This window comes from Tetragenococcus muriaticus DSM 15685, from assembly GCF_000423785.1.
GTDB classification, from domain to species: Bacteria; Bacillota; Bacilli; order Lactobacillales; family Enterococcaceae; genus Tetragenococcus; species Tetragenococcus muriaticus.
In genome coordinates, this window is the sequence record NZ_AUIQ01000044.1 from 1 (window position 1) to 18,100 (window position 18,100).

The 18,100-nt window shown below is 36.2% G+C and carries 18 protein-coding genes and 1 pseudogene; 14 read left to right on the top strand and 5 right to left on the bottom strand.

Going from position 1 to position 18,100, the window contains the following annotated elements; genetic code table 11:
• Together G577_RS12650 and G577_RS0107435 are read right to left on the bottom strand one after the other, a co-directional pair.
• A pseudogene (locus G577_RS12650) lies at positions 1 to 175 on the bottom strand (ISL3 family transposase); the annotation flags it as partial.
• 140 nt (positions 176 to 315) lie between these two features.
• Positions 316 to 723, bottom strand: coding sequence for an acyl-CoA thioesterase (locus G577_RS0107435; RefSeq protein ID WP_028790680.1), 408 nt, complete (start codon positions 721 to 723; stop codon positions 316 to 318).
• 398 nt (positions 724 to 1,121) lie between these two features.
• Here G577_RS0107435 and hisS point away from each other — a divergent pair, with 398 nt between their 5' ends.
• From hisS to G577_RS0107500, 13 genes are all read left to right on the top strand, one after another.
• On the top strand, positions 1,122 to 2,405 hold the full coding sequence (gene hisS, locus G577_RS0107440; RefSeq protein ID WP_028790681.1) for a histidine--tRNA ligase: 1,284 nt from the start codon (positions 1,122 to 1,124) through the stop codon (positions 2,403 to 2,405).
• A 12-nt stretch (positions 2,406 to 2,417) separates the two neighbouring features.
• Positions 2,418 to 4,187 (top strand): aspartate--tRNA ligase, encoded by a 1,770-nt coding sequence (gene aspS / locus G577_RS0107445; RefSeq protein ID WP_028790682.1) that lies wholly within the window; start codon positions 2,418 to 2,420, stop codon positions 4,185 to 4,187.
• 102 nt (positions 4,188 to 4,289) lie between these two features.
• Positions 4,290 to 5,165: a YitT family protein gene (locus tag G577_RS0107450; RefSeq protein WP_028790683.1), complete on the top strand. Its 876-nt coding sequence runs from the start codon at positions 4,290 to 4,292 to the stop codon at positions 5,163 to 5,165.
• 130 nt (positions 5,166 to 5,295) lie between these two features.
• Positions 5,296 to 7,194, top strand: coding sequence for an acyltransferase family protein (locus G577_RS0107455; protein WP_028790684.1), 1,899 nt, complete (start codon positions 5,296 to 5,298; stop codon positions 7,192 to 7,194).
• Positions 7,195 to 7,431: 237 nt separating this feature from the next.
• On the top strand, positions 7,432 to 8,364 hold the full coding sequence (comGA, locus tag G577_RS0107460) for a competence type IV pilus ATPase ComGA (RefSeq protein ID WP_028790685.1): 933 nt from the start codon (positions 7,432 to 7,434) through the stop codon (positions 8,362 to 8,364).
• A 19-nt stretch (positions 8,365 to 8,383) separates the two neighbouring features.
• Positions 8,384 to 9,373, top strand: coding sequence for a competence type IV pilus assembly protein ComGB (comGB, locus tag G577_RS0107465; RefSeq protein ID WP_028790686.1), 990 nt, complete (start codon positions 8,384 to 8,386; stop codon positions 9,371 to 9,373).
• Between the two features lie 38 nt (positions 9,374 to 9,411).
• Entirely contained in the window at positions 9,412 to 9,699 is a 288-nt protein-coding gene (comGC, locus tag G577_RS0107470) for a competence type IV pilus major pilin ComGC (protein ID WP_028790687.1), read from the top strand.
• Positions 9,700 to 9,722: 23 nt separating this feature from the next.
• A complete protein-coding gene (gene comGD, locus G577_RS0107475) occupies positions 9,723 to 10,157 on the top strand; it encodes a competence type IV pilus minor pilin ComGD (protein WP_051176718.1) in 435 nt (144 codons plus the stop codon).
• Positions 10,129 to 10,452, top strand: coding sequence for a hypothetical protein (locus G577_RS12035; protein ID WP_038021910.1), 324 nt, complete (start codon positions 10,129 to 10,131; stop codon positions 10,450 to 10,452). The genes comGD and G577_RS12035 overlap by 29 nt, the downstream gene beginning before the upstream one ends.
• Positions 10,358 to 10,879, top strand: a complete 522-nt coding sequence (comGF, locus tag G577_RS0107485) for a competence type IV pilus minor pilin ComGF (RefSeq protein ID WP_081675745.1) — start codon at positions 10,358 to 10,360, stop codon at positions 10,877 to 10,879. The genes G577_RS12035 and comGF overlap by 95 nt, the downstream gene beginning before the upstream one ends.
• Positions 10,851 to 11,192, top strand: a complete 342-nt coding sequence (gene comGG, locus G577_RS11245; protein ID WP_051176720.1) for a competence type IV pilus minor pilin ComGG — start codon at positions 10,851 to 10,853, stop codon at positions 11,190 to 11,192. The genes comGF and comGG overlap by 29 nt, the downstream gene beginning before the upstream one ends.
• 214 nt (positions 11,193 to 11,406) lie before the next feature.
• Positions 11,407 to 12,420, top strand: coding sequence for a class I SAM-dependent methyltransferase (locus tag G577_RS0107495; RefSeq protein WP_038027676.1), 1,014 nt, complete (start codon positions 11,407 to 11,409; stop codon positions 12,418 to 12,420).
• A gap of 53 nt (positions 12,421 to 12,473) precedes the next feature.
• Positions 12,474 to 13,664 carry an acetate/propionate family kinase gene (locus G577_RS0107500; RefSeq protein WP_028790691.1) on the top strand — a complete coding sequence of 397 codons (1,191 nt, stop codon included), beginning with the start codon at positions 12,474 to 12,476 and terminating at the stop codon, positions 13,662 to 13,664.
• A gap of 66 nt (positions 13,665 to 13,730) precedes the next feature.
• On the opposite strand, the gene G577_RS0107505 is transcribed toward G577_RS0107500, so the two are convergent.
• The gene (locus tag G577_RS0107505) at positions 13,731 to 14,555 is read right to left on the bottom strand and encodes an NAD(P)H-hydrate dehydratase (protein WP_028790692.1); all 825 of its coding nucleotides are present in this window, start codon (positions 14,553 to 14,555) and stop codon (positions 13,731 to 13,733) included.
• 157 nt (positions 14,556 to 14,712) lie between these two features.
• Between G577_RS0107505 and pepV the strand changes: the two genes are divergently transcribed.
• Positions 14,713 to 16,128, top strand: coding sequence for a dipeptidase PepV (gene pepV, locus G577_RS0107510; RefSeq protein WP_028790693.1), 1,416 nt, complete (start codon positions 14,713 to 14,715; stop codon positions 16,126 to 16,128).
• 88 nt (positions 16,129 to 16,216) lie between these two features.
• Here the strand turns inward: pepV and G577_RS0107515 are convergent, their stop codons facing one another.
• A complete protein-coding gene (locus G577_RS0107515; protein WP_028790694.1) occupies positions 16,217 to 16,561 on the bottom strand; it encodes a membrane protein in 345 nt (114 codons plus the stop codon).
• A gap of 329 nt (positions 16,562 to 16,890) precedes the next feature.
• A protein-coding gene (locus G577_RS11855; RefSeq protein WP_373852710.1) for an IS3 family transposase occupies positions 16,891 to 18,047 on the bottom strand; the annotation gives its coding sequence in 2 pieces (ribosomal slippage) (positions 16,891 to 17,801 and positions 17,801 to 18,047; 1,158 coding nt in all).
• Positions 18,048 to 18,100 lie beyond the last annotated feature (53 nt).

Below are 18,100 nucleotides of genomic sequence, written 5' to 3' on the forward strand. Positions count from 1 at the left end.
AAGCCGTATCTTCTTCGCCACAGTGAAAACAGGCTTGTGGACGATAAGAAAGCTGACCATAAAAGACAAAACAAATGACGCCGTTAATGGCTTCTTTTTGGAAACAATCTTCTTCAAAAGTCAGATTTAAGTCTAGGATATCTAGGATTTCTTTAGTATAATGAGAGATGGACATCTTGAAACACTCCTTTGGATATTTGTTTGGTACCTTTATTCTACGGGTTTTCAAGGTGTCTGTTTTCTATTTTGCTCAGAAAATATAAAAAAACTCGTATGGGCTACAAGAAAATCATTCTTGTCTACCAACACTAGAAATTATAGAGCCGCAAAAATTTGATGGAATTCAGGTTGAACTTTTTTTAGACGAATAAATTTATTATTATGGCTTTCCAAAAAACAATGCTTACTACTCCCTGATGTAACAACTTGGTTTTTCTCGTTTATAATTTCGTAGGAAAAATCTAAGCGTGTCCCATTGTATTTAGTTACTGTGGGATCAATGCGTACTTGTTCTCCATAATGGATCATGCCTTTATATTGGCAATTTACTTCTAAAACAGGAACGATAATGCCAGCTTTTTCCAAATCTGGATAAGGAAGACGCAAATATTCTAATAAATCGACTCGAGCTTCTTCAAACCATCGAATATAATTTGAATGGTGAACAATTCCCATTTGATCTGTTTCATAATAGTGAGGCTTGCGGAAATAGCCTGAATACATATTCTCACCTTCTTTTTATTATAGTGTAAAATTTCTCTGGGTGAATTACAAGAAAGTAAATAGAAAACTTTCAGTAATAATATTGCCATAAAGCTTGACTTTTCAAGGTTTTTCTTGTAACTTAAAGCTAATAGAAGAAAGCCTGAGAAGGAACCGACATTTAGCGAAAACTTTTTAGAGAAAAACTATCTTGGCTGGAAATAGTTTAAGGGACTGCTATTTGTAAGACATTCCAGAGGCGAGCGAGCCAAAAGCCGTTCCGTTGAAGCGAGCGTTATTCGTCAAAGGAAAGCATATCTTTCAAAATTAGGTGGTACCGCGGTTGACTCGCCCTTGTAAAAAACAAGGGTATTTTTTTGTTTGTTTTTATTTGCGGTATGAGTTTAGGAGGAAAAACCATGAGTTATCAACGCCCTAAGGGCACAAACGATATTTTGCCTGGCGAATCTGAGAAGTGGCAATTTATCGAAGATACAGCACGTATATTATTCAATGATTATCAATATCAGGAAATTCGTACGCCTTCATTTGAACATTATGAGGTTATTTCGAGAAGTGTAGGTGGAACAACGGATATTGTTTCCAAAGAAATGTATGATTTTTATGATAAAGGTGGTCGGCATATTACATTACGTCCAGAAGGAACGGCACCTATTGTACGAGCTTATGTTGAGCACAAACTATACGGCCCTGAGTATGATACACCTTATAAAGTGTTTTATATGGGACCTATGTTTCGTTATGAACGACCACAAAAGGGTCGGTTACGCCAATTTCATCAAATAGGTGTAGAAGCTTTTGGGTCAGATAATCCAGCAACAGATGTAGAAACAATGGTTATGGCATTGGAATACTTTAAACAGTTAGGTATTCGCCAATTACGTTTAGCTATCAATACATTAGGGGATGAAGAAACTAGGAAAAACTATCGAAAAGCTCTTGTGAGTTACTTTTCTGCTCATGAAGGTCAGTTAAGTGAAGATTCACGTAGACGTCTACATGAGAATCCATTACGTATTTTAGATAGTAAGGATACAGCAGATCAAAAAATTGTAGTTGATGCCCCATCAATTTTGGACTATTTAAGTAAAGAGGCTCAAGAGCACTTTACACAAGTAACAACGATGTTGGATGCTTTAGAAGTTTCTTATGAAATTGAGCCTACGATGGTGCGTGGACTGGACTATTACACGCACACCATTTTTGAAATTATGAATGATAACCCGCAACTAGGAGCACAATCCACGATTTGTGCAGGAGGACGTTATGATCAATTAGTGGAAGAATTGGGAGGGCCCGCTACTCCAGGATTTGGCTTTGCTATTGGCATTGAACGATTATTATTGATACTTGAAAATGAAAATGTGGCCTTACCTGCAGCACATCGATTGGATGCCTATGTTGTTAATATTGGTTCTGCCACAAATGTTGAAGCTCTGAAAGTTACCCAAGCCATTCGTCACGCAGGTTTTTCTGCTAATCGCGATGTGATGGGGCGTAAAGCAAAAGCGCAATTTAAGTCAGCTGACAAGGAAGGTGCTAAACTTGTTCTTACTTTGGGCGATGAGGAATTAAGTGCCGGCATGATTAATGTAAAATCAATGGAAACAGGAGAAGAGAAACGTCTAGAATTGTCTTCCATTTATAATAATTTTACGCAAATTTTTGATGAAATGAGTTAAAGGAGAAAAAAGATGGGAAATAGAACAGTTTACTGTGGTCTAGTGTCTAAAGAAGTTTTAGAGCAGACGGTTACCTTACAAGGATGGGTACAAAAAAGAAGAGACTTAGGTGGTGTGATTTTTATTGATCTGCGCGACCGAGAAGGCATTGTTCAAGTGGTGTTTAACCCGAAAAATTCACAAGAAGCTTGGGAAATTGCAGATACTTGTCGTAGTGAATATGTATTAGAAGTGACAGGGGTTGTAAAAAAACGTGATGAAGAAGCGATCAACCCGAATATGAGAACAGGCGAATTTGAAGTAATGGCAAGTAATATTACAATCTTAAATACGTCGAAAACACCTCCTTTTTCAATCGAAGAAGATACCAAAGCTGGTGATGATATTCGATTGAAATACCGTTACTTAGATTTACGTCGCAGCAATATGACACAAAATTTGATGTTACGTGCTAAAGTAACACAAACGATCCGACGTTATTTAGACAATCAGGACTTTTTGGATATTGAAACGCCCTTTTTAGAAAAGTCGACCCCAGAAGGAGCTCGTGACTATTTAGTTCCTTCTCGTATACATCCAGGTCACTTTTATGCTTTGCCGCAGTCTCCACAAATTTTCAAGCAATTGTTGATGAATGCAGGTTTTGACCGGTATTATCAAATTGTGCGCTGCTTTAGAGACGAAGATTTACGAGGAGACCGACAACCAGAATTTACCCAAGTGGATATCGAAGCTTCCTTTTTAACACCTGAAGATATTCAAGAATACACAGAACAAATGTTGGCCCAGGTGATGAAAGTGGCAAGAGGAATTGATATTCCTCTTCCTTTCCCTAAAATGACTTGGGATGAAGCTATGAACCGTTTTGGTAGTGATAAACCAGATACGCGTTTTGCCATGGAATTAATTGATTTATCGGATGTGGTCAAAGATGTTGATTTTAAAGTCTTCCAAATGGCTTTGCAAAATGGGGGGACAGTAAAAGCGTTAAACGCCAAAGGAGCTGCTGACAAGTATTCACGTAAAGATATGGATCATTTAGCTCAATACGCAAGTCAGTTTGGTGCCAAAGGTTTAGCCTGGTTAAAAGTAGAAGAGGATGGTCTTAAAGGACCGATTGCGAAGTTTTTAACTCCAGTAGCGGATGCGCTTATTGCTAAAACTAATGCAGAAGTTGGCGATCTGATTATGTTTGGTGCTGATTCTTTTGAAGTGGTTACGGCAACACTAGGAGCACTTCGTACCCATTTAGCGAAAGAGTTAGATTTAATTGATTCTTCCAAATTTAACTTTTTATGGGTTGTTGATTGGCCGCAATTTGAATATGATCAAGAAGAAGGGCGATATGTATCTGCACACCACCCGTTTACAATGCCAAAAGAAGAAGATATTCCTTATTTACAAACAGATCCAGCAAAAGTTTATGCCCAAGCTTATGACGTGGTATTAAATGGTTATGAGTTAGGCGGAGGCTCACTACGGATTCATACTAGACAATTGCAAGAACAAGTTCTAAGAACACTAGGTTTTACTCAAGAAATGATGAATGAACAATTTGATTTCCTACTAGAAGCTTTAGATTATGGATTCCCACCTCATGGCGGCATTGCGTTAGGATTGGATCGTTTGGTTATGCTCGTAGCCGGAGAAGAGAATATTCGAGAAGTGATGGCTTTTCCTAAAAACGGCAAAGCGATAGATCCTATGACTCAGGCCCCAGGTACTGTTTCGCCGCTGCAGCTATATGAATTAAATATTGATGTAACAGAGACAGAAGAATAAGATGAATCGAATAAGGAAGTGGCAAATAAGGATGTATTGCCTTTATCCTTATTCGAATTTTTTGTTATAATGCAATAAATAACAAAATGAGGGAAGAATCCAGTGAAAAATGTTTGGAAAGAAATCACACATTCAGATTACATTAATCGACTTTCTTTTTCGCTTGTTTACGCTTTGTTAGCTTCGGTGGCTTTAAATTTTTTCTATGAGCCGGGAAATATTTATGCTAGTGGGGCAACAGGGGTTGCGCAAATCATCTCTACACTTTTTCAACAAGTTTTACGAATTGATCTATCTATTGCTTGGGCTTTGTTCTTACTCAATCTTCCTTTATTTGTATTAGGATGGCTTAAAATCAGTCGCCGTTTTACGATTTTTACTGGAATTACGGTAGGTTTAACTTCTTTATTTATGGAATTAATTCCGACGGAAGTGTTGACTACGGACCCTATTATTTGTGCCATTTTTGGTGGTGTCTTAACTGGAGCGGGGATAGGTTATGCCTTTAAAAATGGTTTATCTTCTGGCGGATTAGATTTTATTACGATTTATCTTCGTAAGAAAACTGGAAGAGATGTCGGTTCCCTTGCTATCATATTTAATGGGATGATTATGTTTGCGGCAGGTATATTATTCGGATGGCAGTACGCTTTATATAGCGCTTTGTCGATATTTATCAGTGGAAAAGTGACCGATGTGGTTTATACAAAACAAAAGAAAATACAAGTGATGATTATTACTCAACGCCCAGAAGCGGTTATGACGTCTTTACAAAAACGCTTACGCCGAGGAATTACTATTATAAATGACGCTCAAGGGGCCTATACTAAGGAAAAAGAAACAGTGCTATTTACTGTTATTACTCGTTATGAAATGCCAATATTGCGTGAGGGAATGAGTGAATCAGATAATAAGGCTTTTGTTAGTATTGTAGAAAATGTTCAAATCTTAGGGAACTTTTATGAAGAAGAATTATAGTTTCTTTTTTAGATAAAAATAAATTTAATTTTTTATAAGAAATAGGCGGCAGATTGCTTTTATGCATTTTTTTTGATTAGATAAAACATGATATGATGGTGTAGATTGAGTATAAGAAGGTACGAAAAATATGGAGAAGAAAAGAATTAAAAATAGTCGCTATATTACAGGAATTGATGGGATCCGTACATTAGCAGTCATTGGAGTTATTTTTTATCATTTGATGCCATCAGCGTTGCCCGGAGGCTATTTAGGAGTTCCTATCCTTCTTGTTATCTCCGGTTACTTGGTTACAGATTTGTTGCGGCAAGAGTGGCAGCAAAATGATAAAATTAGTGTCTTGAAGTTTTATACTCGACGCTTAAAAAGACTATATCCGTCTTTAGTTACAGTGTTGGTTGTTTCAACTGCGTACATAACGTTGTTTCAGCGTAACTTATTAAATAATTTACGTGGCTCTGTTGTGAGCAGCCTGTTATATGTAAATAATTGGTGGCAAATTGATCATGGTCTTTCCTATTTTGATCGTTTTGGTAACGAGTCTCCTTTTACCCATCTATGGACCATGGCGGTAGAAGGGCAAAATTATTTGATTTGGCCTATCCTTTTTATTTTGTTAGTGAAGTTTGTTAAACGTAAAGATCGAATTTTTTATATTTTATCTATTGGAGCGCTTCTATCAGCGATTGGAATGGCCATTGGTTTTACCCCGGGAGAGGATCCAACCAGAGTTTACTATGGAACAGATACACGTATTTTTTCGATCCTTATTGGGAATGCTTTGGCATTTGTTTGGCCTAGTACTCGTTTGAAAGAACAAATCCCAAATAGTGCTAAAAGGATATTAAATATTACAGGTGTATCTTCGTTACTCTTATTAGTTCTTGCGTATGTTTTTATGGACGATCGTTTTAGTTTTCCCTATTACGGAGGCATATATTTAGTTAGCTTGGTCACAGCTGTCTTAGTTGCTGTTACGGCCCATCCTGGGGCAAGTATAAACCGCTGGCTGACAAACCCCGTCTTTAGTTATTTAGGTAAACGCAGTTATGGGATTTATTTATACCAGTTTCCTGTAATGATTCTTTATGAAGCGCAAATTAATGTGGCTAATAATGTTTGGCTGCACGTATTTATCGAATTGGGATTAATTCTATTATGTAGTGAATTATCTTACCGTTTTATTGAAGACCCGTTAAGAAAATTTGATTATAAAAAGTCTTGGCAAAAGATCAAAAATTGGTTTTATATGCCTTTGCTTAGTAAACAAAAAGCTGTAGGTATTGCCAGCTTTGTTGTCGTTGCCATTGCTTCGATTGGTGTTACCATAGCTCCTAATGATGCTGTGAATGCAAACCAAGCAGAATTTCAAGCTGAAATTCAAGAAAATAGAAAAGCAGCGCAAGAGAGTAAAAATGAAGAGGAGCAGGCAGAAGAAGACAGCGAAGCAGAACAAGGACAAGAGAATGCATCGGATGAAAACATCTTACAAACATTTAGTACAGATACAGATCACGTGATGGAGAAATATGACTTAACAGAAAACCAAGTAGATCGTGCACGTAATACGGATCTTACAGCTTTTGGAGATTCTGTTTTGTTGGGTTCAACCCAAAATATTCAAGAAGTCTTTCCAGATGCTATCATTGATGCGGATGTGGGACGTCAACTGTATGATAGCGTAGAACTTTTACAAGAGTTAAAGGATGATGGAGATCTTCAAGAAAATGTTGTATTAGCACTTGGAAGTAATGGTTATGCCGATGAGGATCAATTTGATGACTTGATGGATGTTATTGGGGATCGAAACGTTTATTTAATGAATGTTCGTGTGCCAACACAACGTTGGCAGAACGCAAATAATGAATTATTCCAAAAGATGGAAGACAAGTACCAACGCGTTACCTTAATTGATTGGTATAGTTTAAGTAATGAAAATAATCAATGGTTCCGTGAAGACCAAGTTCATCCTACCGATGTTGGTCGAGTAGAGTATACTTCATTATTAGCAAAGGAAATATTGGAATAGCATATGGATAGAGGTTAGTATCATAATACGAATAGCCCCTTATAACTTGTGTAACTACAAGTTATAAGGGGCTATTTTTATGCGATCAAACAGAGATAATGGTCTTTTTTCATAAAAATAAAAAATTTTTTATTTAAAAAAAAGAAATTGGAAAAAAATGCGTACTTTATAGTGAAAGGAGGAAAAGATGACAATTGAAGAACTGTCTTGCGTACTTTATAGTGAAAGGAGGAAAAGATGACAATTGAAGAACTGTCTGATGAATTAATTTCTTATGGAAGTTTGCAAAAAATGCAAGATATGTATTTATATCTATTGGCGAAACGAACTACCATCTATTTTCGGAAAAATGCGCAAATGTTTAAGTATAAGGAAATTTCAGCTGAGCAAGCCCAACAGTTAGTATTGCGTTTTAAATACCTAGGTGAAATGGATGTGGGAGAAAAAAGAAAAGCCCAACTTGGGGCGATTAGTTACTTGCTAAAAGGGCAGACACAAAGGTTGCGTTTATCAACGGTAGGGGATTACCAAGGGAATGAAAGTTTAGTGATTCGTTTTTTATATAACTTAAATCAAGAAAAGCCAGCGTATTTCATTGCAAAAGACGCAGAACTCATTCAGCAAAAAATTCAAGAAGAAAGAGGGCTGTACCTTTTTAGCGGGCCTACTGGATCGGGAAAAACAACATTGATGTATCACATTGCTCAGCATACAAAAGGACAAGTAATTACGATTGAAGATCCGGTGGAAATCGAAGAACCACATTTTTTACAATTGCAGACAAATGAAAAAATTCAACAGACTTACGACCAATTAATTAAATTATCATTGCGACATCGCCCAGATTTATTGATTATTGGTGAAATTCGTGATCAGTTAACAGCTAAAGCAGCTATTCGCGCAGCATTAACTGGTCACACAGTATTAGCAACTGTTCATGCCAAGGGAGTAACTGAAACAAAAAGTCGTCTACTTGATTTACTAGGGAATCAAGCAGAACTAGGGGATTGTTTAAACGGGGTGATTTATCAACAATTATTTTTAGATTATCAGAAACAAAGTCGAGCTTTACTTGCTTATGAGTTTTTTACTGGACTTTTGGAAAAAAGGGAGTGGTCAGAAGCCTATGCTCAGATTCAAGAAAGCGGGTTAATCTATGGTAAAGGATAGCTATAAAAATAATGCGCTTATGCGGGAACAGTTTTTAGAAATGTTGGTTAGTTTACTGGAAAATGGGTTCTCACTGCAAGAAAGCTTATCGGTTATGCAACGTAACCAACAATTTTCCCCAAGCATTTTACAATGTTTTACCGAGGGACTTGCCAAGGGAGCTACCTTGGCGGAGTGCTTTTATCAAGCAGGATTTTCTTTACAAGAAATGACTCAAGTACAACTAGCAGATATACACGGGAATATTGTGACAACATTAAAAAATATTTTAGCTACTATGAAAATTATACGGAAACAGAAAAAAGAATTAGGTAAAGTGGCGACATACCCTGCACTATTGTTTGTGTTTGTCGTTGTCTTACTATTGGCAATGCGTTTTTTTCTTTTACCTTCCTTACTACAATCTGGGATGATCAAAACGCAGCATTGGAGTATCGGAGTGATTTCCTATGGTCCTTTTGTTATGGGCGGCATGGTGCTATTTATAGGAGTTTTAGTAGGAGGAGGTGTATGGTATAGCAAAAAACATTCGGTAATTGATCGTGCGGTATTTATTGCACATCTTCCGTTTGTGGGTCGATTGTATAGGATGTATCAAACAAGTTATTTTTCTCTAGAATGGGGGAAGATGTTTAAGCAAGGACTAGAGGCCAGACAAATCTTGGCTTTTATGGAGTCGGTCAATCCACATTCTTTAGTTGCAAGTTTAGCTAAAGAATTAAACCATGCTTTGAGCTTTGGCAAGCCTTTACCAGAAGAACTAGAGCGTTACTCTTTTTTGTTGCCGGAGTTTTCTCTCATTATTTTGCAAGGTGAGGTGAAAGGAAAGTTAGGGGAAGAATTATTATTGTATAGCCAATTATTAACCAAAAGAACTGTAGAAAAAGTAGAAGGATGGCTTCGCTGGGTACAACCTGTTGTGTTTTTATTTATAGCTGTTTTAATTATGGCAATTTATATAGCGATGTTTTTACCTATGTATGAAAATATAGGAGGGATTATGGAATGATAAAAAAATGGCCAATGGAACTTCAACTAAAAGAAACAATGACTAGAAAACTTATGCATCTTAAGAAAAAAGCCAGAGAGGGATTCACCTTAATCGAAATGATGATCGTTTTATTAATCATTAGCATTTTAGTATTGTTGTTTATTCCGAATTTATCCAAGCAAAAGGATAATGTGTCAGTACAAGGAGACGAAGCAGTCGTTAAAGTTGTAGAATCACAAATTGAAATCTATGAAATCAACCACAATAAAAAAATTACGGATAATGAATTGCAAAAATTAGTCACCTCAGAACAATATAATATTTATAAAAAATACCAAGACTAGCAAGAAGAATGAGGCGAGTAATTATGAAATTTTACCGAGGTTTTACCTTGATAGAATCCTTATTAGTTTTATTTGTTATAACTCTATTTGTTGCTTTACCTTCTGTTGCGGTAAAAGAGGCCAAAGAAACATTAGAAGTTATGCATTTTTTAGATCGTTTCGAAAAAAATATACTTGCGACTCAACAAGCGGCGATTACTTCGAATAAGAGAACAAGGATGATTCAAAGAGATACCACGACTGAATATTATTTTTATACCGAGAGCATTGAAAAGCTTGTTATGCCTAAAGACTTAAGAGCAAGCAGAATAAAAACGCTTTATTTCAATTCTGGAACAGGAAATAATAGTAGTTTGCAAGAGCTTCATTTTTATTGGAATAAAAATAAACAAAAAATTACTTATAGATTTTTGTTTGCAAGGGGGCATTATGAAAAAAAGGTTACAGCCCTTAACTAAAGGCTTTATTTTATTAGAATGTTTGCTAGCTTTATCCATTTTAACTACAACTGTTTTTTTACTTCAGACTAGTCAAGTACATGCCTTAAAAGAAACGAAAAAAAGTCAAGAGGAATTACAAATGTTGCGAGTGTTATATGAAGAAACAAAGGAACGCAGATACTATCCAATGAAGGAGGCAAATTTTCAAGTAATAAGGGATGGGACATTTTCAATTGTTTATCAAAAAAGCCCTATGGCCAAAGCTAAGATTTCTTCGCCTCAACAAGACTGGGCGATTATACGAGAAAAATAAAGGTTTTACCCTAATTGAGTGCGCAGTAGCTCTTTTAGTATTAAGTTTATTTTTATTAGGGACTTTGGGAGTTTTTCAACAAAGTAAACAAGTACAACAAGCGGTATATGGTAGGAATATGCAAGAATGGCATGTTTTTTTACTACAGTTTGAGAATAAATTAACTGAAGGAGAGTATTCTCGAGTTACGAGTAATAAAATTTATTATAATAAACGAAATACGACCACTAACCGAGAATATGAATGTCGTATTGAGTTAAATATGAAGCGTCACGAGATCGCTATACGCGAGAAAAACGGGTATGAGCCTATTTTAACTGAAGTAAAGAACTTACAATTTCGCAAAAGTAAACAATACGTTTTATTTACAGTGACTTTTTTGAATGGAGAGCAGAAAAATGGAAAATGGACAATCGAAAAAACATAGGGGAGGGGTGTTACTTACTGCCGTTTTCACTGTAGTTATGATGAGTATATTACTATTATTTCTAACAGAAAATTATCGTATACAAGCTCAGTTTACGCAACGTACTCGGCAATATTATGAAGTGCAGATTATAAAAGAATTATTTTTGACAGATTATCAAGCATTGTCAGAAGAAAAACGTCCACAAAAAGGAGAAGCTATTTATAATCGTGGAAAATTAAATTATGAAAGAGACAAAGATCATTTAATAATAACGGTAAATGTAGAGGAACAAAAGAAAGAATTTAAAGAAGCGATTGTTGAAGTAAGATAAAGTAAAAAAGTACAGAAAGAACAGTAAAATGATACACGGCAGAGCAGCAAAAATTTTCTGGTAAAAAGTGCTGTTCTGTTTTTATTTAAATGAATTGGAGTATTTAAGAAAACAAGCAACGATAAATAGAGTTAGTTGATTATTTAAGTTAAATCAGATAAAATTAAACAGGTAAGTTTGTTGTTATAGTTAAACAAAGGAAGTGAAAAAGATCGTGTCTGCAGAAAATATTGAAGAAAGTTTCCAGTTGCAGCTTGAAGCGATTCAATTATTACAAAATGCTTTGGATACTTCTTATTTAGATGCTTACATAGAAAATATAGAAAATATGAACGATAATTATCAAGTGCGCATCGTTAATGACGTTCCTAAGCAGTCCACTGTTGAAGAAGTCCAGCGTATTTATCAAAAACTTCAAGGGGTTTCTTTAGAAAAAGAAGAACGACGTAAGGTTTCACAGTTACTACTTTTAAAAGGAATGCAAACAGAGCCGTTACAGCCGAATCATCAATTAACACCTGATAGCATTGGTTTTTTATTTGTCTTTTTATTGGAACAGTTATATCCGCAAAAAGATTCACTAAAGACTGTTGCTGATTTGGCTTGTGGCATGGGAAATTTGCTTTTTACTGTATTAACGAACCTAGAAAATGAAGGGTATTCTTTACAAGGATACGGCGTGGACAACGATGAAACGATGTTGGCGGTGTCGGCTAGCAATAGCCAGTGGATCCCAGCTGATGTGAAACTGTTTCATCAAGATGCGACCACTGATTTGTTAATGGATCCGATTGATGCTGTTTTAAGTGACTTGCCCGTGGGCTATTATCCAATGGATGAAAACGCGCAAAATTTTGAAACAGCAGCAAAAGGAACTCATAGTTTTGCTCATCACCTATTAATTGAACAAAGCATGAAATATGTAAAAGAAAATGGCTTTGGTTTGTTCTTGGTTCCTACCAACTTTTTGGAAACAGAACAAAGCGAAGAGTTAAAACAATGGTTAGTTGACAAAGTTTATTTACAAGGAATTATTCAACTTCCAGATGAATTGTTCAAGAATAAAGCTGCTAGTAAGAGTATCTTAATCTTGCAACAAAAAGGGGATAAAGCCCAACAAGTCCCTGAGGTATTGTTAGCAAAAGTTGCGTCATTAAAAGAACCTGAGAAAGTGACAGCATTCTTTAATGAATTTAAAGAATGGCAATCTGCGAACTTGGCAGAATAAAAATAAAGTAGTTATAAATATAAAATTTTAAAGAAAAGGAATGAGAGTAGAAAATGGCAAAAACAATCGCAATTAATGCAGGAAGTTCAAGTTTAAAATGGCAACTATATGAGATGCCAGCAGAAGAAGTAGCTGCTAAAGGTATCGTGGAAAGAATCGGATTAAATGATTCGATTTTTACAATTAAATATGGAAATGATCAAAAATACGAAAAAACGTTAGATATAAAAGATCATGAAGTAGCAGTTAAAATGTTATTAGATCAATTGATTGAATTAGGTATCTTGGGTTCTTATGACGAAATTACAGGCGTAGGCCATCGGGTCGTTCAAGGTGGAGAATACTTTGACCAATCCGTCGTTATCGATGAAGATGTCTTGGAAAAAATCGAAGCATTAGCTGATTTTGCTCCATTGCATAACCCTGCAAACTTAATGGGAATCAATGCTTTTAGAGAGTTGTTACCTAATGTGATTAATGTAGCTGTTTTTGACACAGCTTTTCATGCAAATATGCCAGAATCTAATGCTCGTTATAGTATTCCGAAAGAGTACAAAGAACAATATGGCGTACGTAAATATGGTGCTCATGGAACTAGCCACCGTTATGTGGCTGAACGTGCGGCTGCTATGTTAGACCGCCCACTTGAAGATTTGAAACTTATTACTTGTCACCTAGGTAATGGTGCTTCGATTACTGCAGTTGAAAATGGTAAATCAGTAGATACTTCCATGGGCTTCACTCCATTGGCTGGTGTAACTATGGGAACTCGCTCAGGTGATGTTGATCCAGCGGTTTTACAATATTTGATGAACAAATTAAACATCGGTATTGATGAAATGCTAGATATTTTAAATAAGAAATCAGGTTTGCTTGGTTTAACTGGTATTTCAAGCGATATGCGCGATTTGGAAGATAATATGGATAATGAAGATGTAAAAATCGCTCTAGATATCTTTGCTGATCGTATCCGCAAATATATTGGTAGTTATGTGACAACGATGAACGGCGTTGATGCTATTGTATTTACTGCTGGTATCGGAGAAAATGATGCGAATGCACGTGCAAACGTGATTAATGGAATGACTTGGTTCGGTTGTGAAGTTGATCCAGAAAAAAATAATGTACGTGGCGAAGAAAAAGTTATTTCGACAGATGATTCTAAAGTTAAAGTGCTTTTAGTTCCAACAGATGAAGAACTAGTAATCGCACGTGATGTTGAATCATTGCGTAAAAATGGTTAATAACGTGAAATAAAAAATGGTTCTTGAGTTGAAAAGGCGCTCAAGAACCATTTTTTTATTTTATATTTATTTTTCAAATTGTTTCATCCAATAAGGTAAAGCTTGGCTAATTTTAGTTGGTAAAACAATATAGTTGTCATAATAAATTTGGTCGGCAATATAGCTGTGTAAGTAAACAGAAGCATTAATGACTTCAACTGAACTAGCAAATTGTGCCAAAAAACCGGCGATGATCCCAGCCAAAGTGTCTCCAGTACCACCTGTAGCCATACCGGGATTCCCTAGTGGATTCAAGAAAGCTTCTTGTTCACTATAAATTTCTGTATGATGACTTTTTAGAACGATCGTTGCTTCTAATTTTTCTTGGACAGCTTGATTGATTTCTTCTGTTTGATCGGCGATTTTTATACCACTCAAACGTTGCCATTCCATTTGATGAGGCGTAAAAATTGTTTGTTCAGGATGAGGAAGTTCCTCGTCATTTTTAGCAAATAATGTAATTGCAGAGCCATCGATAACAAGTAATTGATTTTCCGTTTGTTTTTGGAAGATATAAGTTAATAATTCTTGACTTTTTTCATCTTCACCTAGACCAGGTCCGATTAAAATGACATCAGCAGAAGCTAATACCGAATCGCATAGTTCGTTGTCATTCCAGTCTGCTGTCATAACTTCGGGCATGCGCGCATGTAAGGCTTGATGATTGTTAGGATCTGTTATTACTGTAGTTAAGCCGCTACCAGCATTAACGCAAGCTTCCGCGCTCATCATAATTGCCCCGCCAAATTGTGCATTTCCGCCAACCAGTACTGTACGACCGAATGTTCCTTTATGAGAATTTTTGGGACGCTTTTGGATAATAGATAAACATTGTTCGGATAAATTTTGCATAAAAACAGCTCCTTAAATTATTCTACGTTGTTATTATAACTCTTTGCTGTAGTAAAGGAAAATGAGACAAAAGGAAAGCGTCCATTCTAAAACTTTTTTATCCAGTAAATAAATGGTATCATAAAAGGGAAATTAAAATTCGAGGAGGAATTTATTTATGGCAATTGATTGGCAAAAAGAAGTCGATGCAAGAAAAGACGACATTCTGAATGATTTAAAAGAACTATTAAAAGTAAAAAGTGAACGAGAAGATGACAAAATAACAGCGGAACTACCTTTTGGTCCAGGTCCGAGCGATGCATTAAAACAGATGCTTTCTTATGGGGAACGTGACGGGTTTACTGTTAAAAACGTAGATAACTATGCAGGTCATATTGAATTTGGTCAAGGTGATGAAACCTTAGGAATTTTTGGCCATATGGACGTGGTACCTGCAGGCGATGATTGGCAAACAGATCCATACGATCCAGTAGTTAAAGACGGAAAATTGTATGCAAGAGGCTCTTCAGATGATAAAGGACCAAGTATGGCTGCTTATTATGCAATGAAAATTATTAAAGAATTAGATCTTCCGTTATCTAAAAAGATTCGTTTTGTTGTCGGTTCAGATGAAGAAAGCGGCTGGGGTGATATGGATCATTATTTTGAAAAAGAAAGTACACCTGATTTCGGTTTTTCACCCGATGCAGAATTTCCAATTATTAATGGGGAAAAAGGAAATGTTTCGATCCAAGTTCATATTGGCGTAGGCAATGAAGGAAATTACACTTTGGAAAGTTTCCAAGGCGGATTGCGCGACAATATGGTTCCTACAAGTGCTTCTGCAAAAGTAAAAACAACAACTGCTGAACAAGCAGACGCAATGACAATTGCTTTTAATGAATATCTTGGTATAAACCCGATCTCAGGAACAAGTATTATGGAAGATGATACAACAATTATTTTCCAAGTTGCTGGAAAGGGGTCCCATGGTGCGAGTCCTCAATTTGGCTATAACGCTGCAACTTGGTTGGCAAGCTTTTTAGATAAATATGATTTTGCTGGCGGAGCTAAGAACTTTTTACATGTGGCTGCAGCTTATGTTCATGAAGATTTTTATGGAGAAAAATTGGGAGTAGCCTTTGAAGACCCAAAAATGGGCAAATTAACAATGAACGCAGGTATCTTTGATTTTGATACAGAAAAAGAGGATGCTTTCATTAATTTAAACTTCCGCTATCCGCAAGGAACTTCTTCGGAAACGCTACAAGCAGGTATCAATGACACAATTGGCGCGTATGATGTTACTTTAGTCGAAGGCGGCCATCATATGGTACCTCATTATGTTCCTCAAGAAGATCCACTAGTTACAACACTATTGGATGTATATGAAGAACATACTGGTGAAAAAGGAGAAGAACAAATTATCGGTGGCGGCACGTATGGACGTTTACTAAAACGCGGCGTTGCTTTTGGTGCGATGTTCCCAGATTCTGTCGATACTATGCACCAAGCTGATGAGTTTATGTCTTTAGATGATTTGTATAAAGCTACAGTAATCTATGCTGATGCGATTTACCGTTTAGCAAAGTAAATGAATACGTCTAATTATAATAAAAATATCCGAGCAGTCGAAAAAACTGCTCGGATATTTTTTATAAAAAGAAAATGATGCTATTTATTTAGTTATCAATCCGTTTGATATCTAGAACACTACCCGTTTTAGCATCAGCTAAAAATTCGTAAGTAACTAAATGGTTATCTTCTAAACGTGTAATTCCACCATTGTAACCTTCTGTTTGAATAGCGAATTTGCACACGGGTTGTTTTTCAAAATTAATCCAAGAACCTTCAATGGGGCCTTCTTTTAGAAAAGCTTTTTTGACACTTTGTAAAATACTATCAGCTGATAATTTTTGTTTATAGTGATTCATAAGTAATGTAGAAGTGACGCCGGTTAAAAGGCCAATACCTACACCAATAGCCACGCCGCCTTGAAAAGTATTTATTTGATCCTTATTATACATTGTCCTGTGCTCCTTTCTTCTTATAAATAAACTTGTTTGTATTTTAACATAGATTACGAAAACACGTTTAATAAAAGCTATTACTAATGATTGCTTTTTCAGCTTTTGAACAAAATTTAGAGTAGGAATAGCAAAGGAGCTCTAGTGGATTTACGTCAATATCTTGGACACATTTTTCGAGAGTCTTTTTTCGAAACGAATCCACTCTCGAGAATGTCATCGTTTCCGCCTAATATCAAATGGAGAACCGTATTTGACATTAGGCGGAGACGATGACGAGAAGGCCTCGTGGATAAGTTCCTCAAAAAATGTGTAGGAGAATCTCAAACCTACGCCGACATTTTGACTTGATCTTCCGCTTGTTGGGGCGTTAAGTAATTGAGTTTCCCATGAATGCGTTCGCGGTTATACCAACCATTGATGTATTGGAATAAAGCAAGACGCGCTTCATCAAAAGTTTTGTACTGTCTCAAATAAACTTCTTCCTTTTTCAAAGTCGCATGAAAAGATTCGATCCCTGAATTATCATAAGGGGTGCCTTTGCGATTGTAAGAATGACTGACATGGTACTGGAGGAGAAGATTTTCAAATTCATAGCTTGTATATTGCGTGCCTAAATCCGTTTGAAGGACCAAATTAGGCCCCTCTTTTAATTGTTGATTTTGCACGGCTTGGTGAAAAGCATCCACGACAATCGAAGTCGTCATTTGTTTGCCATAAGAATAGCCGATAATTTTACGAGAATACAAATCCATGACAGAAGCCAAGTAAGTCCAACCCTCTTTTTGGGTATGGATATAGGTGATATCTGCGCCCCATTTTTGGTTGATTGAAGTTGTAGAGAAATCTTGTTTTAAGAGATTTTCACGAGCAGTTACTTTTTCATGATTTGTCGCTGGACGGTACTTTTTTCGAATAACGGAATGAACTCCAAGTTCTCGCATCAACCTTTGGACGCGCTTGAGACCAACGCTCCAACCCAACTGTTTTAATTTGTAGGTGATTTTAGGGGCGCCATAACGGCGCTTGCTTTTCTCGTAAATCTGTAGAATTTCTTCTTTTAATTGTTCGTTTTCTTGGCTTCTTTGACTCGGACAACGGTACTTGGAAGCATAGTAAGTTGATTTCGATACCTCGAGTACACTCGTTAATGTTCGTACGGGATATTCTTGACGCTCTTTATCAATAATTTCATAAATTAACGAGTCATCCCTTACTCTTTCGTGAATATGGTGATAGCTTTTTTTAGGATATCATTTTCCTGCTTCAGACGATGCATTTCCTTTTCCATTTGATGGAAATCTGCCTGACTTTTGCCTGTTTCTTCATCCGGCGTGTATTCTTTTTTCCAGTTATATATCGTTGCTTCTGAAATCCCATATTCATGTGCTAAGGAAGGTACACTTTGTCCTTGTTCGTTCAATTGAAGAATCAATTCTCTTGTTTCTTGGTTGTATCGTTTTGTCATAAACGGACACCCTTTCATAAAATATTATAGTACTCTATAAAAATGTGTCCATGAATTTAACCTAACACCAT

Coding starts and splice junctions, on each gene's coding strand:
- comGF (WP_081675745.1), top strand. CDS start 10,358: ATGGGACATTTTCAATTGTTTATCAAAAAAGCCCTATGGCCAAAGCTA.
- G577_RS12035 (WP_038021910.1), top strand. CDS start 10,129: ATGAAAAAAAGGTTACAGCCCTTAACTAAAGGCTTTATTTTATTAGAA.
- G577_RS0107505 (WP_028790692.1), bottom strand. CDS start 14,555: ATGCAAAATTTATCCGAACAATGTTTATCTATTATCCAAAAGCGTCCC.
- comGC (WP_028790687.1), top strand. CDS start 9,412: ATGACTAGAAAACTTATGCATCTTAAGAAAAAAGCCAGAGAGGGATTC.
- comGB (WP_028790686.1), top strand. CDS start 8,384: ATGCGGGAACAGTTTTTAGAAATGTTGGTTAGTTTACTGGAAAATGGG.
- hisS (WP_028790681.1), top strand. CDS start 1,122: ATGAGTTATCAACGCCCTAAGGGCACAAACGATATTTTGCCTGGCGAA.
- comGD (WP_051176718.1), top strand. CDS start 9,723: ATGAAATTTTACCGAGGTTTTACCTTGATAGAATCCTTATTAGTTTTA.
- G577_RS0107435 (WP_028790680.1), bottom strand. CDS start 723: ATGTATTCAGGCTATTTCCGCAAGCCTCACTATTATGAAACAGATCAA.
- G577_RS0107500 (WP_028790691.1), top strand. CDS start 12,474: ATGGCAAAAACAATCGCAATTAATGCAGGAAGTTCAAGTTTAAAATGG.
- comGA (WP_028790685.1), top strand. CDS start 7,432: ATGACAATTGAAGAACTGTCTGATGAATTAATTTCTTATGGAAGTTTG.
- comGG (WP_051176720.1), top strand. CDS start 10,851: ATGGAAAATGGACAATCGAAAAAACATAGGGGAGGGGTGTTACTTACT.
- G577_RS0107455 (WP_028790684.1), top strand. CDS start 5,296: ATGGAGAAGAAAAGAATTAAAAATAGTCGCTATATTACAGGAATTGAT.
- aspS (WP_028790682.1), top strand. CDS start 2,418: ATGGGAAATAGAACAGTTTACTGTGGTCTAGTGTCTAAAGAAGTTTTA.
- G577_RS0107515 (WP_028790694.1), bottom strand. CDS start 16,561: ATGTATAATAAGGATCAAATAAATACTTTTCAAGGCGGCGTGGCTATT.
- pepV (WP_028790693.1), top strand. CDS start 14,713: ATGGCAATTGATTGGCAAAAAGAAGTCGATGCAAGAAAAGACGACATT.